13 protein-coding genes are annotated in these 15783 nt (G+C 65.1%); 8 read left to right on the top strand and 5 right to left on the bottom strand.

What is annotated here, in order from left to right; genetic code table 11:
• Positions 1–4: 4 nt before the first annotated feature.
• Positions 5–469, bottom strand: a complete 465-nt coding sequence (locus NG697_RS05885) for a GatB/YqeY domain-containing protein (RefSeq protein ID WP_252598818.1) — start codon at positions 467–469, stop codon at positions 5–7.
• Between the two features lie 116 nt (positions 470–585).
• Here NG697_RS05885 and NG697_RS05880 point away from each other — a divergent pair, with 116 nt between their 5' ends.
• From NG697_RS05880 to NG697_RS05865, 4 genes are all read left to right on the top strand, one after another.
• Positions 586–1323: a M50 family metallopeptidase gene (locus NG697_RS05880; protein WP_256472760.1), complete on the top strand. Its 738-nt coding sequence runs from the start codon at positions 586–588 to the stop codon at positions 1321–1323.
• A gap of 10 nt (positions 1324–1333) precedes the next feature.
• Positions 1334–2443 carry a glutathione S-transferase family protein gene (locus tag NG697_RS05875; RefSeq protein WP_252613761.1) on the top strand — a complete coding sequence of 370 codons (1110 nt, stop codon included), beginning with the start codon at positions 1334–1336 and terminating at the stop codon, positions 2441–2443.
• 38 nt (positions 2444–2481) lie between these two features.
• Complete coding sequence (locus NG697_RS05870) at positions 2482–3591, top strand: serine hydrolase domain-containing protein (RefSeq protein ID WP_252598816.1); 1110 nt, start codon at positions 2482–2484, stop codon at positions 3589–3591.
• A 93-nt stretch (positions 3592–3684) separates the two neighbouring features.
• Positions 3685–4737, top strand: coding sequence for an FUSC family protein (locus NG697_RS05865; RefSeq protein WP_252598923.1), 1053 nt, complete (start codon positions 3685–3687; stop codon positions 4735–4737).
• Here NG697_RS05865 and NG697_RS05860 read toward each other — a convergent pair.
• Genes NG697_RS05860 through NG697_RS05850 form a run of 3 tightly spaced genes read right to left on the bottom strand, consistent with a single transcriptional unit; the run spans position 4734 to position 8374 of the window.
• Entirely contained in the window at positions 4734–5660 is a 927-nt protein-coding gene (locus NG697_RS05860; RefSeq protein ID WP_252598815.1) for a MaoC family dehydratase, read from the bottom strand. The two genes, NG697_RS05865 and NG697_RS05860, sit on opposite strands and share 4 nt — an antisense overlap.
• Complete coding sequence (locus tag NG697_RS05855; RefSeq protein WP_252598814.1) at positions 5657–6997, bottom strand: 3-oxoacyl-ACP reductase; 1341 nt, start codon at positions 6995–6997, stop codon at positions 5657–5659. Before NG697_RS05855 ends, NG697_RS05860 begins: the two co-directional genes overlap by 4 nt.
• Before the next feature lie 9 nt (positions 6998–7006).
• Positions 7007–8374, bottom strand: a complete 1368-nt coding sequence (locus tag NG697_RS05850; protein ID WP_252598813.1) for an acetyl-CoA C-acetyltransferase — start codon at positions 8372–8374, stop codon at positions 7007–7009.
• A gap of 61 nt (positions 8375–8435) precedes the next feature.
• Here NG697_RS05850 and NG697_RS05845 point away from each other — a divergent pair, with 61 nt between their 5' ends.
• Both NG697_RS05845 and NG697_RS05840 read left to right on the top strand, forming a co-directional pair.
• Complete coding sequence (locus NG697_RS05845) at positions 8436–9128, top strand: TetR/AcrR family transcriptional regulator (protein ID WP_374209896.1); 693 nt, start codon at positions 8436–8438, stop codon at positions 9126–9128.
• Between the two features lie 53 nt (positions 9129–9181).
• Complete coding sequence (locus tag NG697_RS05840) at positions 9182–11344, top strand: acyl-CoA dehydrogenase family protein (protein WP_252598811.1); 2163 nt, start codon at positions 9182–9184, stop codon at positions 11342–11344.
• A 163-nt stretch (positions 11345–11507) separates the two neighbouring features.
• On the opposite strand, the gene glgA is transcribed toward NG697_RS05840, so the two are convergent.
• Positions 11508–12704, bottom strand: coding sequence for a glycogen synthase (gene glgA, locus NG697_RS05835; protein WP_058932487.1), 1197 nt, complete (start codon positions 12702–12704; stop codon positions 11508–11510).
• A gap of 99 nt (positions 12705–12803) precedes the next feature.
• Between glgA and glgC the strand changes: the two genes are divergently transcribed.
• Positions 12804–14213 (top strand): glucose-1-phosphate adenylyltransferase, encoded by a 1410-nt coding sequence (gene glgC / locus NG697_RS05830; protein WP_252598810.1) that lies wholly within the window; start codon positions 12804–12806, stop codon positions 14211–14213.
• Positions 14214–14296: 83 nt separating this feature from the next.
• Entirely contained in the window at positions 14297–15748 is a 1452-nt protein-coding gene (locus tag NG697_RS05825; RefSeq protein WP_252607957.1) for an SDR family NAD(P)-dependent oxidoreductase, read from the top strand.
• Positions 15749–15783 lie beyond the last annotated feature (35 nt).

Raw genomic sequence — 15783 nt, 5'->3', positions numbered from 1 at the left:
CCGCTTAGGCGAGACGGCTGCGGACGATCTCGCTGACAGCCTTGCCGTCGTAGCGTCCGGCGACTTTGGCCGTGACAGGCTTCATCACGGCGCCCAGCTGACGCATTCCGGGCTCTACGCCTTCGTTCCGCAGCCCGGCAATGGTCTCGTCAACAATCGCCTCGACTTCGGCTGTTGTCAGCGGCTGCGGCAAGTACGCTTCTATGATTTCGGCCTCGGCGATCTCGGCCGCGGCCCGCTCGGATTCTCCGGCTTCCATATAGATCCTTGCGGTGTCACGTCGCTTTGCAGCCTCCTTCTGCAACAACGAGGTCACCTGGGCGTCGTCCAGGACAATGGGCGTCTTTCCCGACTTCTCCCGTGTTTCGATCTCGCCCAGGACATTGCGCACCGTGGTCAGGGCGGTTTTGTTCCGCTCCTTCATGTGCACCACAACATCAGCGTGCAGGCGTTCCTTCAAAGTGGTCACGGCATTCCTCGATTCCTTGAGCGCCGCAGGGCGGCAGGACAGTGGTGAACCATCCCTCTAGTACCGTAGAGGGATATGGCTGACAATCACTACTCCCGGCGCGGCGGGAAACGACCTTGATTCCCGAGCAATTGTGGCAACGGATCGTTGAAGCCTTCAGCCGTGCCGCCATCCCCCAAGTCACGGTGGCCGAACTGGCTGTGGTGCTGGCGCTGGCAACTGCATTGTCCATCCCCCGTGCCACCTGGAAGTACTTTGGGCTCCTGGCCACCGCCACGCACGAACTCGGCCATGCTTTCGCCGCCGTTATGAGCGGCCAAAGACTGAGCGGGATCCGGCTCCGGTTGGACCACTCCGGCATAACCACCAGTTACAGCCGGGGCAGGGCCGCCGCCGTCTGGTCCGGATTCTGGGGCTATCCTGTACCTGCCCTGACCGGCGCTGCCCTGGTCACCTCCGGTTTTGCCGGCTGGGGTCCGGCCGCCTTGGCCACAGGCACCCTTATCCTCCTGGTTTCGCTCGTGTTCATCAGGAACTTCGCGGGGCTGCTGATCACAGGCCTTGCCGTCGCAGGCGGCGGGGTGTTGGTCCTCGTTGTGCCCAGCAGCTTCACCGGCCATGTTGCAGTCGTGCTTGGCGTGGCCCTGCTTGTGGCCGCCGTCCGGGATCTCGCGAAGCTCACCAATGTGCACCTGCGGCGCCGTGACAGGCTGGCCAGTTCCGACGCGTATATCCTGTACCGCGCAACGTCCATACCCTCCGGCATCTGGATCGCGCTCTTTGTCGTCGTTATTGCCGGCTCCTGGCTGGTCGCCTGGCAGCCCATCTCGGCAATCCTGGCCGCCGGAGCCTAGGCTGGTCCGCATGAGCCAGGAATTTCCGAGCGGGCCGCAGGCCACGAATGCCACCGCTGCCGACAGCACGCACACCAGCACCGGGCACAGCACCTTGGGCGCATATGTGACCGGCGGTGCCGAGTTCAACCGGGACACGAATTACATTGAGGACCGGATCACCCACGACGGCCGTCCCGGCGTCAACGGCGTGCCGGGGTGGCCAGTGGAAGCTGGCCGGTACCGGCTGATTGCGGCGCGGGCATGCCCGTGGGCGAACCGGGCCGTGATTGTGCGTAGGCTCCTCGGCCTGGAGGACTCCATCTCCCTTGGCCAGCCCGGCCCTACCCACGATGCCCGGTCGTGGTCTTTTGACCTCGATCCGCGCGGGGTAGACCCTGTGCTTGGCATCGAGCGCATCCAGAGCGCCTATTTCCGGCGCTTCCCGGATTACCCGCGCGGCATCACGGTGCCAGCGATCGTTGATATTGCCAGCGGCGCGGTGGTCACCAACAACTTCCCTCAGATCACCCTGGACTTTGCCACCGAATGGACCCGTTTCCACCGGGTCGGGGCGCCTGACCTTTACCCGGAACACCTCCGCGCCGAAATTGACTCCGTCAACAAGCGCGTCTTCACCGAGGTCAACAACGGCGTCTACCGCTGCGGCTTTGCGGGCTCCCAGGAGGCCTATGACTCGGCCTACACCAGGCTGTGGGCCGCGCTCGACTGGCTCGAGGAACGCCTCACCGGACAGCGGTACCTCGTGGGTGACACCATCACGGAAGCGGATGTCCGCCTGTTCACTACCTTGGCCAGGTTCGATGCCGTCTATCACGGGCATTTCAAGTGCAACCGGCAGAAGCTGACCGAACTGCCGGCCCTGTGGGGCTACGCAAGGGATCTTTTCCAGACTCCCGGTTTCGGAGACACGATCGATTTTGTCCAGATCAAGCAGCACTATTACATCGTCCACGAGGACATCAATCCCACCCGGATGGTGCCGCAGGGTCCTGATCCGGCGGGCTGGCTGGAGCCCCATGGCAGGGAATCACTGGGCGGCCGGCCGTTCGGTGACGGCACTCCCCCGGGGCCGGTGCGCCCCGGCGAAGAAGTTTCCCCCGGCCATGGAGCGGCTTAGGATCGGGAAAGCGCTTTCTAACCGGTTAGGCTAGCCCCATGCAGAAATCTTTTGGCTTTGCAGCACCCGGTTATGAAGGCGTTTTGGATCTGTTTGAGGCCCTTCTCGCCGCGGATCCGCAGTACAGCGCCCAACTGGCGGCCTACCGGGACGGCGTGAAGATCGTGGACCTGTCCGGCGGGCCCCACATCACCGCCGATTCCGTTACGGGGGCGTATTCAGTTTCCAAGGGCGTGGCGGCGCTGGTGATTTCGCTGCTCGTCCAGGGCGGGCTGCTGGACCTTAACCGGACGGTGGCGCACTACTGGCCCGAGTTTGGTTGCCATGGCAAGGACCGCTTGCTGGTGCGTGAAGCCCTGTCCCATCAGGCCGGACTGGTGGGAGTCGAGGGAGGCATCGCCCTGGACGAATTCACCACCTCCCTGGCCGCGGCAAGGTTGGCAGCGACAAGCCCCGCATGGCGTCCTGGCAGTTGCTTCGGATATCACGCCCTCACCATCGGAATCATTATGGAGGAACTCTGCCGGCGGGTCACGGCAACCAGCCTGCAGAGCCTCTATGACCAGCGCATCCGCACGGCCTACGGCATCGACTTCTTCCTGGGACTGCCCGAAGAGCTGGAACCGCGCTACCGTGACGTCCTCTACGACGTCGATCCTCTTCAACCATGGCTGGATCCGCTGAGCCTGGATGGGCTTAACAGCAACGCGGCAGTCAGCACAATCATGGAACTTCCCAATCAACGGGCCGTCCGCGCCGCGGGGATGAGTGCCGCCGGCGGTGTGGGTACGGCGGAGGGCCTGGCCAGGCTCTACGCCGCGGCCATCACCGGTGTGGACGGCCGGGACCCCTTGTTGACCCCTGAGACCGTCAGCGCCATGTCCCAGGAGCAGGTGTGGGGCCTGGACCGCCTGTCCGGACTGGACAACGCCTTTGCCGTGGTCTTTATGAAGCCACACGTGTCGCGGAATTTCGGCAGCCACCGCGCCTTCGGCCACGAGGGAGCCAACGCTGCGCTGGGGTTCGCCGATCCCGCGTACGGCCTCGGCTTCGGATACATCCCGCAGCGGGCGGAGGACGGACGCACCCAGGGCAAAGCTCATCGGCTGGCTGCGGAGGTCCGGCGGGCGGCGTCGGCCTTGTCCTAGTACACGGGTGCACCTAGTGTGGGGCTGATGGGTGACACTCAAACGCAGCCGCAGGGCCGGCCCTCCGCTGGAACCCGAATCCTGCGGAATTCGGTGGCCGGTCTCTCGTCGGCATTCACAGTACAGCGCCTGCAGCTGGCGGCGAAGGCAGCTCTGGCCGCCGGCCTCGCTTTCGCCATTGCTCCCCTGATGCCAGGATCCGCTGCCGACTATCCGTACTACGCGCCGCTCGGCGCCCTGGTGTCGATGTACCACAACGTGGCCGGATCCTTCCGGCAGGGTCTCCAGGCGCTCGTCGGACTCGCTCTGGGTATCGGGCTCGCCTTTGCGCTGGTCAGTGTCGGTGATCCGTCACCGCTGTCTGTTGCGGTCGTTATGGGACTCGGCGTGCTGCTCGGCGGTCTCCCCCGCATCGGCTCGGGCAGCGATTGGATTCCGACGGCGGCGCTGCTGGTCCTGCTGGTGGGGGGAAGCAACCGGGACGACTTTTCCTTCGGCTACCTCATCCAGATGGGCGTCGGCGTCGTAGTGGGCATTGCCGTCAACTTCCTGGTCTTTCCTCCCCTGCACTTCAACGCGGCGGCCACCAGCCTGGGCAAACTCCGGCTGGCCCTCGGGCGGCAACTGACTGACATGGGAACGGCCCTGACTGAAAAGTGGCCTCCCGAGCATGAGGACTGGTCCCGCCGGTCGACCGAGCTGGCCGAAGCAGCCAGCACGGTCCGCCATCTCGTGCAGGAGGCTGATGCGAGCCGGCGCGCCAATCCGCGGCGGCGGCTCCATCCTCGCGATGTGGATCTCGACTACCGCAACCTTCGTGACCTGGAGCGGGTGACGTTCCACATCCAGGACATGACAGAAGTCCTGTCCGATGTCATCTGGACAGACGACGCACCTTATACGGTGCCTTTCAACGACAGTGCGCCCCTGGCCGCGGCCATGACCGCCACAGGCGAACTCCTGGCCTCGTTCGACGGTGAGGATGAAGCCGACCAGCGGCGGCTGTTCGCTGCCGCAAAGTCGGCGGTGGAGGCCGGTATGGCAACGGTTGCGGAGCGGGCCCAGGAGGATTCGGCCGTGACAGCGTCCGGGTCCATCCTCCTGAGCCTGCACCGTGTCCTCAGGGCTGTGCGGCCGGCGTCCTAGATCGGTGCCACGGAGCCGCTGAAGTGGCGGCGGCCGGAGCGGGGGTTCCACGCCACAAATTCGGCCCGCTGCCAGCCTTCGCCAGGCGTCTGTGCCGTGGTGATATCCAGGGCGGTGATAGCCAAGGCAACGCGGGCAGGAAGGAACACCGGAGCCTCGAACGTGACATCCCACGTGAACGCTTCGCCCTTGGCCGGCCCGACATCCGCGAGGGCCCTCGAGGCAAGGTACATCCCGTGTGCGATGGAGCGGCGCATGCCCAGGGCCTTGGCAGAAAGCACGCTCAGGTGGATGGGGTTGAAGTCTCCTGAAACGGCGGCATACGCCCTTCCCGTGTCGACCCCCAAATGCCAAATCGCGGTGGGGTCCGGAGGCGTGAAATCGGCCTGGCCGTTGTGGGGCGTTGGCTTGTCGATGCCGGGGAGGAACACGCCCTTGGCCAGGTAGGAGGAGCGCCCGGTCCACTTGATGTCCGGCGTATCCGCGCCGCGGATCTCTGCCACAACGTCAAGTTGCGTGCCGGATCGGTGGCCCCGGAGGTTCTCAACCCTGGCCTGGATGTCCAGGGATTCCGTGAAGAGCACCGGCGACCTCTGCTCCACATGGTTGCTGAGATGGACCATGCCCAGGAGTGGCAGCGGGAAATCGTCGCGGTTCATCACACTCATGGCCAGCGGGAATGCCAGTGCGTGGAGGTATCCGGCCGGCAGAGTGTCCCTGGCAGTCAGCCCGATGAGGTGCTGGTAGGCGGTGAGGTTGCCGACGTCGGCCCTTACCCCGCGCACTTCGTGGCTAGTGACCGGAAGGTTTGATCCGTTGTGCGTGCCCAACACGCGCCGCCGCGCGGTCTGCGCGGCGGCATTGACGTAGAGCTTGGACAGGGACGGCATCTCCCCCAGGATGACCGGCTGGACAGTACTCATGCCCCCACCAGGTTCTGTCCGCAGATCCGCAGCACGTCGCCGTTGATGCCCCCGGCGGCGTCGCTCGCCAGAAAGGAAATTGCCTCCGCGACGTCGGACGGTTGGCCACCTTGCTGCAGCGAATTCAGCCGCCGTCCCACTTCGCGGACGGCAAACGGGATCCGTGCTGTCATGTCTGTTTCGATGAAACCGGGCGCCACCGCGTTGATGGTCCCGCCGTTCGCCGCCAGAAGGGGCGCAGAAGCGCGCACCATACCCATCACGCCGCCCTTGGACGCCGCGTAGTTGGTCTGGCCGCGGTTGCCCGCGATGCCGCTGGTGGATGCCACCGAGACAATCCGTGGTGAATTACGGAAGTGTTCGGAAGCAAGGAGCGCTTCGTTGATTCTGAGCTGGGCGGCGATGTTGATGTTCACGACGGAGGTCCAGCGACCGTGGTCCATATTGGCGAGCAGCTTGTCCCGGGTAATTCCTGCGTTGTGGATGACGATGTCCAGGCGGCCGTGACGCTGCACGGCGTGGTCGATGATCCGCTGGCCGGCATCTGCGCGGCTGATGTCCAGTTGAAGGGCCGTGCCGCGGACTTCGTTGGCGACGGCGGCCAAATGGTCCCCGGCTGCCGGGATGTCTACGAGGACCAGGATGGCCCCGTCCCGGTGGAGGGTCCGGGCAATAGCCGCACCGATGCCGCGGGCGGCGCCGGTGACCACGGCAACCTTGCCGGCGAGCGGCTTCTCGAAGTCCGGGGGCAGGTGGCCCTGCTCGGTTGCCACAGTCAGGAACTGGCCATCCACAAATGCCGACCGGCCGGACAGAAAGAACCGAAGGGCGGCCAGGGCGCTGGGGCTGGTGCTCTGGACACCTTCTGCCAGGACGATGCCGTTCGCTGTTGCGCCGGCCCGGAGTTCCTTGGCAAGCGACCGCAGGAAGCCATCGACGCCTTGCCGGGCAGCCGACTGTGCAGGGGACGCGGTTTCGGCGGCCGGCCGGGAGATGGTGATGACGCGGGCGCTGGGGCCGAGATCACGCAGTGATGCCGCGGCGGACAGCACAGGCTTTTCAAGATCCTCGGGCCGGGTCAGCTCATCCAGGGCCAGAATGATCGCGCCAAGTTTTTCGCGGGGCACCGCGTGGCGCCGGACGTCCAGGTCCCAGGAGAGCAGCCTGGCGGCCAGTTCGTCGGCACCGGCGGTGTTGCCCTGGACGAGGACGGGGCCGGTGACCAGGGGCTGGCCCGGCTTGAAGCGGCGCAGCACGGCAGGCTGGGGCAGGCCCAGCCGTTTGGCGATGTTCTTGCCCACGCCCTGGTTGACGAGCGTGGTGTATTTATCCGTCATCCGGTACCCCTAGAGTGCTTCGAGTATTGCGACGACGCCCTGGCCGCCGGCGGCGCAGATGGAAATAAGTCCGCGCGCAGGCCTTCCCTCGACGGTGCCTTTGGCCTGCAGCATCTTGGCCAGCGAGGCCACGATGCGTCCGCCGGTGGCTGCGAACGGGTGGCCCGCGGCCAGGGAGGAGCCGTTGACGTTCAGCTTGGTGCGGTCGATGCTGCCGAAGGCACCCTCAAGTCCCAGCCGGGTGCGGCCGAACTCATCATCTTCCCAGGCGGCCAGGGTGCTCAGGACAGTCCCGGCGAAGGCTTCGTGGATCTCAAAGAAGTCGAAGTCATCCAGCGTCAGTCCGTTGCGGGCCAGCAGCCTGGGGACCGCAAACGCGGGAGCCATAAGCAGTCCGTCCTTGCCGTGGACGAAGTCCACGGCGGCAGCTTCACCATCCACGACGGTGGCGAGCTTCGGCAGGTCATGGGCATCAGCCCAGTCTTCGGATGCGAGCAGGACCGTGGAGGCCCCGTCGGTCAGCGGTGTGGAGTTTCCCGCCGTCATGGTGGCCTCGGCGCCGAGGCTCTTCCCGAAGACGGGCTTGAGTGTAGCCAGCTTCTCCAATGTGGTGTCCGCCCTCAGGTTTGAGTCCTTGGCGAGGCCTCGGTATGGCGTCAGGAGGTCATCGAAGAATCCTGCGTCATACGCGGCGGAAAGGTTGCGGTGGCTGTTGAAAGCCAGCTCATCCTGCGCCTCGCGCGAAATGTTCCATTGCGCGGTGGTCAGCGCCTGGTGCTCGCCCATGGACAGGCCGGTGCGTGGCTCCCCCGTATTCGGAGCATCGGGGGCCAGGTCCCTGGGCCGCAGGCGGCTGAGTACCTGCAAGCGCTGGGGCAGTGTCTTGGCGCGGTTGAGGTCCAGGAGTATCTCGCGGAGGCCTTCGCTGACAGCAATGGGGGCATCCGACGCCGAGTCGACACCACCGGCGATGGCGGAATCGATCTGGCCCAGTTTGATCTTGTTGGCCAGGCCCAGAACCGTTTCGAGGCCGGTGGCGCACGCCTGCTGCAGGTCGTAGGCGGGGGTTTCCGCCGACAACGCCGAACCCAGGACTGCCTCGCGGGTGAGGTTGAAGTCGCGGGAGTGCTTGAGTACGGCCCCCGCCGCAACCTCGCCGATCCGCTCATCCTGGAGGCCAAACCTGGCGATAAGACCATCCAGTGCGGCGGTGAGCATGTCCTGGTTGGAAGACTTTGTGTAGGCCCCGCCGGACCGGGCAAACGGGATCCGGTTACCACCCACAATTACGGCCCGGCGGACTGGACGCGCCGCGCCGGAAGTCGTGGGGCTGGCGAATTCGTGGGGTCCGGTGCCGGACTGTCCATTGACGGACATGGGTGACTCCTCTGATCTGCGACGGTTACCGATACCCAGCGTACCTGATACGCTGAGTATCGTGAACAACCTCCACGCAGAAGTCCCGACGCCGGCTGCCGGCGCAATTGCCGACGGCCGTTCGGCCCGCTGGCAGACCCACCGGGAGGAACGACGCCGGGCGCTCATCAAGTCCGCACGCCGCGCGGTCCACGCGCTGGGCAGCGATGCCTCCATGGAGGAGATTGCAGCGGCCGCCGGCACCTCAAAGTCGGTCTTCTACCGCTATTTCGGCGATAAGGCAGGACTTCAGCACGCCGTCGGGGAAGTTGTCCTGAGCCAGATGCAGCGCAAGATCCGCGAAGCGGCGCAGGGTGCCCAGACTCCTCGGGAAGGGCTGCTGGCCATGATTTCTGCCTATCTCCAGATGGCGGAAACCAGCCCCAATGTCTACAGTTTCGTCACCCGCTATGCGCCGGTGGATGCGGACAGCCACCCGGGATCGGCGGCCATCTCGGGAGCCCTTGGCCACTTCTTCGATTCCATCGCAGAGATGATCGCCGCGCCAATGCGGACCCACCTCGGCGAAGGCAAAGAAGCGGTGATCGGCTACTGGCCCACGGCGGCCATCGGCCTGGTCCGAAATGCCGGTGAGCAATGGCTCAGCACGCCGGCTTCGGCGGCGAAACCGGACCAGGAAGCCATGGCCCGCCAGGTCACGGCCTGGTTATGCGTGGGGATCGCCCCCGAGCTTAGCCCCGCCAGCGCGGCATGATTCCGCCCCAAGAACCTCACACCCTCCTGTCAGAACCAACGAAGGACATTGACATGACCGAAGTAGTGGACCGCCCCACCGGCCCGGACGCCGCCGTAACGAATACAGCCGTAGCTAATGCCGCCGTAGCGAACACAGCCGCTGCGGGCCCAGCGGTCACCAGCCCCAGCGCCAACTACGGCTCGGCTGTGCAGCCCGCCGTCGACGTTGCCGCCCTCGGCGAGCAACTCCTGGGCAAATGGGCGGACTCCCGTCGCCAATCCCGCGCGCTGGCCAGTGACCCTGCACTGCACAAAATTGAAGGACTGACGCACACCGAACACCGGACGCGAACCTTCGGCCAGTTGAAGTACCTCGTGGACAACAGCGCCGTACACCGGGCCTTCCCGTTGGCACTGGGCGGTTCCGATGACCACGGCGGCAACATCGCGGCCTTCGAGGAACTGGTCACCGCCGACCCGTCCCTGCAGATTAAGGCTGGTGTCCAGTGGGGCCTCTTCGGCTCGGCCGTGATGCACCTGGGCACGCAGCAGCACCACACCAACTGGCTGCCAGGCATCATGAGCCTGGAGATCCCCGGCTGCTTCGCCATGACGGAGACCGGCCACGGTTCCGATGTGGCCAGCATCGCCACCACCGCGACCTACGACGTCAAAACCCAGGAATTTGTGGTCCATACACCGTTCCGCGCTGCGTGGAAGGACTACATCGGCAATGCAGCCATCGACGGCCTCGGCGCCGTCGTTTTCGCCCAGCTCGTGACAAATGGCGTCAACCATGGCGTGCATGCCTTCTACGTTGACCTCCGGGACCCCCAGACCAAGGAGTTCATGCCCGGGATCGGTGGCGAGGACGACGGAGTCAAGGGCGGCCTCAACGGGATCGACAACGGCAGGCTGCATTTCGACAACGTCCGCATCCCCCGCACCAACCTGCTGAACCGCTACGGCGATGTGGCACCTGACGGGACCTACACGTCGTCCATTGCCAGCCCCGGCCGCCGCTTTTTCACCATGCTGGGAACTCTCGTCCAGGGCCGCGTGTCATTGGACGGCGCGGCCGTGGCGGCGTCGAAGGTCGCCCTGACAGCAGCCATCCGCTACGCCACCGAACGGCGCCAGTTTAAAGCGTCGTCACACACTGACGAAGAGGTCCTCCTGGACTACCAGCGCCACCAGCGGCGCCTGTTTACCCGGCTGGCCACGACGTATGCCGCGGGCTTCGCGCACGAGCAGCTCCTCCAGAAATTCGACGACGTCTTTTCCGGCGCCCACGATACTGACGAGGACCGGCAGGATTTGGAAACCCTCGCCGCAGCCCTGAAGCCGCTGAGCACCTGGCATGCCCTTGACACCCTGCAGGAATGCCGCGAGGCGTGCGGCGGCGCCGGCTTCCTGATCGAAAACCGCTATGCCTCCCTTCGTGCGGACATGGACGTCTATGTCACGTTTGAGGGCGACAACACCGTGCTGCTCCAGCTTGTGGCCAAGCGCCTCCTGGCCGACTATGCCAAGGAGTTCAGGAATGTCGATTTTGGCGTCCTTGCACGCTACGTGGTGGCCCAGGCAACGGGCGTGGCGATCCACCGCACCGGCCTGCGGCAGGTGGCACAGTTCGTCGCCGATACCGGATCAGTCCAGAAGGCTGCCATTGCGCTCCGGGACGAGGAAGGCCAGCGCGCCCTCCTGACGGACCGCGTCCAGACCATGGTGGCCGACGTCGGGGCGGCCCTGAAGGGCGCCAACAAGCTGCCCGTCGAAAAGGGGGCAGCCCTCTTCAACCAGCACCAGAACGAGCTGATCGATGCTGCCCAGGCCCACGCCGAGCTCCTGCAATGGGAGGCGTTCACGGCGGCCCTGGAAGACGTCACGGACCCCGGCACCAAGCGGGTCCTGACCTGGCTGCGCGACCTGTTCGGCCTGTCGCTGATCGAGAAGAACCTGTCCTGGTACCTGATGAACGGCCGGCTCTCCATGCAACGGGCACGCACCGTGGGTGATTACATTAACCGGCTCCTGGTCAAGATCAGGCCCCATGCCCTGGACCTTGTGGACGCCTTCGGGTACGGCGATGATCACGTGCGTGCGGCGATCGCCACCGGTGCCGAGAAGACCCGGCAGGACGAGGCCCGCGCCTACGTCAGGGCACAGCGGGCCAGCGGCAACGCACCCGTCGACGAAAAAGTGCTGCTGGCGCGCACGGCTACCTCCCGATAAAGCAACGCGAGGTCACTTCAAGCCCCTCCGACGCCCCGGAATGGGCACGTTGTGACCCCGCGTTGGATCAAGCGTTTTGTACGAACGACGGCGCCAATCCCCTCGGTGGGGGCGGCGCCGTCGTGCGATGTCTGGTCACTAGTGCTGCTGTTCCTGCCGTCCGTCAGGAAAGCACTGAGCGGTAGACCTCGAGGGTGGTCTCGGTGATGGAGTCCCAGGAGAAGTGCTCCTCCGCACGGCGGCGGCCGGCCTGGCCCATAGCACGTGCCCGTTCGGGATCGGACACCACCTCGGTCAGAGCGGCGGCAAATTCCGTCACGAACTTCTCCGGATCAAGCGGCGTGCCTGTACCGTCGGTGACCTGCTCCAGGTCCACCAACAGGCCCGTCTCGCCATGCTGGACCACCTCGGGAATGCCGCCCGTAGCGCTGGCCACCACGGCAGCACCGCAGGCCATCGCCTCGAGGTTGACGATGCCCAGCGGTTCATAGATGGACGGGCAGGCGAACGCTGTGGCGTGGCTGAGGACCTGGATGAGTTCGTTCCGCGGCAGCATCCGTTCGATCAGCACGACGCCGGTCCGCTGGCTCTGCAGCTCCTCGATCAGGCGTGCAGTTTCTGCGGCGAGCTCGGGAGTATCCGCCGCCCCAAGGCACAGCACGAGCTGCACATCGGCCGGAAGCTTCGCGGCTGCACGCAGGAGGTAAGGCACGCCCTTCTGGCGCGTGTTGCGGCCGACAAACACCACGCTCGGCTTATCCGGATCAATGCCCAGGGCGCGGACGGCGTCCTGGTTTTCGTCGCGCTGCCACAATTCGACGTCGATGCCGTTGTGGACCACCCTGACTTTGGCAGGGTCAACGTCCGGGTAGCTGCGAAGGATGTCCTGGCGCATGCCTTCCGAAACGGCGATGATCGCTGCTGCCGCCTCGTAGGCAGTTTTCTCGACCCAGGAGGACAATGCGTAGCCGCCGCCAAGCTGCTCGGCCTTCCACGGCCTCAGGGGCTCCAGGCTGTGGGCACTTAATACGTGCGGGATGCCGTGGAGCAGGGACGCCAGATGGCCGGCCATGTTCGCATACCAGGTGTGCGAATGGACCAGATCGGCACCTGCCACGTCCGGCACGATCCGCAGGTCCACCCCGAGCGTCTGGACGGCGGCGTTGGCCGAGCCCAGGTCTTCGGGAACGGAATAGGAGGTCACCCCGGCACCGTGGTAATCGGCGTCGCGGGGTGCCCCGAAGGCACGAACTTGCAGGTCAACATGCTTACTAAGCACCCTGCTCAATTCGGCCACGTGGACTCCGGCGCCTCCGTAGATCTCGGGCGGGAACTCTTTAGTCACAATGTCTATTCGCACGTTACCCAAGGTAGTCCTTCCGCACTATCTGTTCTAGTGTGAAGGGGTCCGGGCATGCCGGACTGTTTGGGGTTACGAAGGCGTACAGGAGCTACTACCATGCCGTTGAATAAAAGAGTCCTGGCCATTGTCCTCGCGGGCGGCGAGGGAAACAGGCTAATGCCACTGACGGCAGACCGGGCGAAACCTGCAGTGCCTTTTGCCGGCAGTTACCGGCTGATCGACTTTGCGCTGTCCAACCTGGTGAATTCACGCTACCTGCAGATCGTGGTCCTGACCCAGTACAAGTCCCACAGCCTTGACCGCCACATTTCCGAGACCTGGCGGATGTCCACGCAGTTGGGCAATTATGTGGCGTCCGTGCCGGCGCAGCAGCGCGTCGGCAAGAGCTGGTTCCTCGGCAGCGCCAACGCCATCTACCAGTCCCTGAACCTGATCCATGACGCCAACCCCGACATCGTCGTCGTGGTTGGTGCGGACCACGTGTACCGCATGGACTTCGCCCAGATGGTGGAGCAGCATGTGCAGAGCGGCGCCAAGGCCACTGTGGCCGCCGTGCGCCAGCCGTTGAGCATGGCCAACCAGTTCGGTGTGATCGAGGTGGACCAGGAGGACCCGCAGAAGATCGCTGCATTTGTGGAAAAGCCCGCCACAACTCCTGGCCTGGCCGCTGATCCCACCCAGTTCCTGGCTTCCATGGGCAACTACGTTTTCGACGCCGACGCGCTGGTGGATGCCCTTCACGTGGACGCCGAACGGCTCGACACCAAGCACGACATGGGCGGGGACATCATCCCCTACTTCGTCAGCCAGGGTGACGCCGGAGTCTACGACTTCACCCTCAACGACATCCCCGGCTCCACGGAACGCGACCGGACCTACTGGCGCGACGTCGGCACCATTGATTCGTTCTACGACGCCCACATTGACCTCATCTCCCCGTTGCCTGTGTTCAACCTCTACAACTCTGAGTGGCCCATTTACACGCGCCAGAGCATCTCCCCGCCGGCCAAGTTCGTCCGCGGTCAAAACGACACCGTGGGCACCGCCCTGGACTCCATCGTGTCCAGCGGCGTGGTCGTCTCCGGCGGCGTCGTGGAGGGCTCCGTCCTGTCCAACGACGTCTTTGTGGGGAACGGCAGCAGGGTTATCGACTCGGTCCTGATGGACAAAGTGATTATCGGCGAAGGTGCCGTGGTCAACCGGGCCATCCTGGACAAGAACGTTAAGGTTCCGGCCGGCGCCGCGATCGGCCTGGACCATGACCTGGACCGCGCCCGCGGGTTCAAGGTGACGGAATCCGGTATTACGGTGCTCGCCAAGGGCCAGCAGGTGCCTGAGCCCGGGGACGCGGAACGTGCGCTCGCCGCTAAGAACCTCCACCTGGTACCGGATGCCGTCAAGGCAGCCACGGCCAACTACCCCGAACTCCGCGAATCAGTCGAGCAGGCCGCTGCGGTCCACGCCCAATCAGCCTCGCAGGCCGCAGCCGGCAGCCGCAAGGGCTAAGCGAAGTACTGGCAGGCCTGGCCGGGCTGCGAACCCGGCGGCACGGTCAGGCTGGATCTTCGCCAGGCTGTAAAATCGGTACAATGAGCTCCCCCGATCTGACGCCTGAGGAAATCCAGGCCTGCCTCAAGGTTTTGAACACCATCCACGTCTACGACGAGGAACACCCCGACTATGTCTCGGTGCGCCGTGCCACCGGGAAGATGTTCAAGGCCGTGAAGCGTCACCGCCGCGTCACCAAGCGGGACCTGATCTCCGAAGCCGACCGGGCCGTCATCGCCCAGACGGCAACGGCAGCACCGGACCGGATCGACGACGAGACCCAGGGCAACAAGCTGGAGACTTCGGCGACGGGCAAGGTGGCCGGGCACCTGATCCGTTCCCGCCCCTGCTATATCTGCAAGAAGCACTACACGCAGGTGGACGCTTTTTATCATCAGCTGTGCCCGGAATGCGCCGCCTTCAGCCACAGCAAGCGGGATGCCCGCACCGACCTGACAGGCCGGCGTGCGCTGCTCACCGGCGGGCGGGCCAAAATCGGCATGTACATCGCGCTGCGCCTGCTCCGGGATGGCGCGCACACCACCATCACCACCAGGTTCCCCAAAGACGCCGCACGCCGTTTTGCGGCAATGGAAGACAGCAGCGAGTGGCTGCCCCGGCTCCGGATCGTGGGCATCGACCTGCGCGACCCGTCACAGGTGATGGCCTTGACGGATTCGCTCAACGCCGCGGGCCCCCTGGACATCATCATCAACAACGCCGCCCAAACGGTGCGCCGATCCGGCAACGCCTACAAACCCCTGGTGGACGCCGAGGACGAGCCGCTGCCGGCAGCGCTGGAGCCGGCCAACGGCGGACCGGAACTGGTGACCTTCGGCCACGCCCACGACAAACACCCCCTCGCCCTGGCGAGCAGTGTCACGGATCACCCGGTTCTGGCCGGCGACGCCATCACTTCGCTGGCGCTCTCCACCGGTTCGGCCTCGCTGGAGCGGATCGCCTCCGGAACAGCGATCGACGCCGGCGGGCTCGTCCCGGACCTGGCTGACATCAACAGCTGGACCCAGGTGGTGGACGAGGTTGACCCCCTGGAAATGCTGGAAGTCCAGCTCTGCAACGTCACGGCCCCGTTCCTGCTGGTCAGCAGGCTCCGGGACGCCATGAAGCGCTCCACGGCGCACCGGAAATACATCGTCAACGTCTCCGCCATGGAAGGCCAGTTCTCCCGCGCCTACAAGGGCCCCGGGCATCCGCACACCAACATGGCCAAGGCGGCCCTGAACATGATGACCCGGACCAGCGCCCAGGAAATGCTGGACGCCGACGGGATCCTGATGACAGCGGTGGACACCGGCTGGATCACCGACGAACGCCCGCACTTCACCAAGGTCCGGCTTATGGAAGAGGGCTTCCACGCACCCCTGGACCTGGTGGACGGCGCCGCCCGCGTCTACGATCCGATCGTGATGGGCGAAAACGGCGAGGACCAGTACGGGGTCTTCCTCAAGGACTACAAGCCCAGCCCCTGGTAGGACGGACGCTGTCCTCTCCGGTGCGTTGGGCGTAG

The sequence above is a fragment of the Pseudarthrobacter raffinosi genome (genome assembly GCF_023913835.1).
GTDB classification, from domain to species: Bacteria; Actinomycetota; Actinomycetes; order Actinomycetales; family Micrococcaceae; genus Arthrobacter; species Arthrobacter raffinosi.
This window is presented reverse-complemented; position numbering and strand designations above follow the sequence as displayed.

Excerpts from the sequence above, each read along its gene's own strand:
- NG697_RS05875 (WP_252613761.1), top strand. The coding sequence starts at position 1,334 with ATGAGCCAGGAATTTCCGAGCGGGCCGCAGGCCACGAATGCCACCGCT.
- NG697_RS05870 (WP_252598816.1), top strand. The coding sequence starts at position 2,482 with ATGCAGAAATCTTTTGGCTTTGCAGCACCCGGTTATGAAGGCGTTTTG.
- NG697_RS05860 (WP_252598815.1), bottom strand. The coding sequence starts at position 5,660 with ATGAGTACTGTCCAGCCGGTCATCCTGGGGGAGATGCCGTCCCTGTCC.
- NG697_RS05855 (WP_252598814.1), bottom strand. The coding sequence starts at position 6,997 with ATGACGGATAAATACACCACGCTCGTCAACCAGGGCGTGGGCAAGAAC.
- NG697_RS05850 (WP_252598813.1), bottom strand. The coding sequence starts at position 8,374 with ATGTCCGTCAATGGACAGTCCGGCACCGGACCCCACGAATTCGCCAGC.
- NG697_RS05840 (WP_252598811.1), top strand. The coding sequence starts at position 9,182 with ATGACCGAAGTAGTGGACCGCCCCACCGGCCCGGACGCCGCCGTAACG.
- glgC (WP_252598810.1), top strand. The coding sequence starts at position 12,804 with ATGCCGTTGAATAAAAGAGTCCTGGCCATTGTCCTCGCGGGCGGCGAG.
- NG697_RS05825 (WP_252607957.1), top strand. The coding sequence starts at position 14,297 with ATGAGCTCCCCCGATCTGACGCCTGAGGAAATCCAGGCCTGCCTCAAG.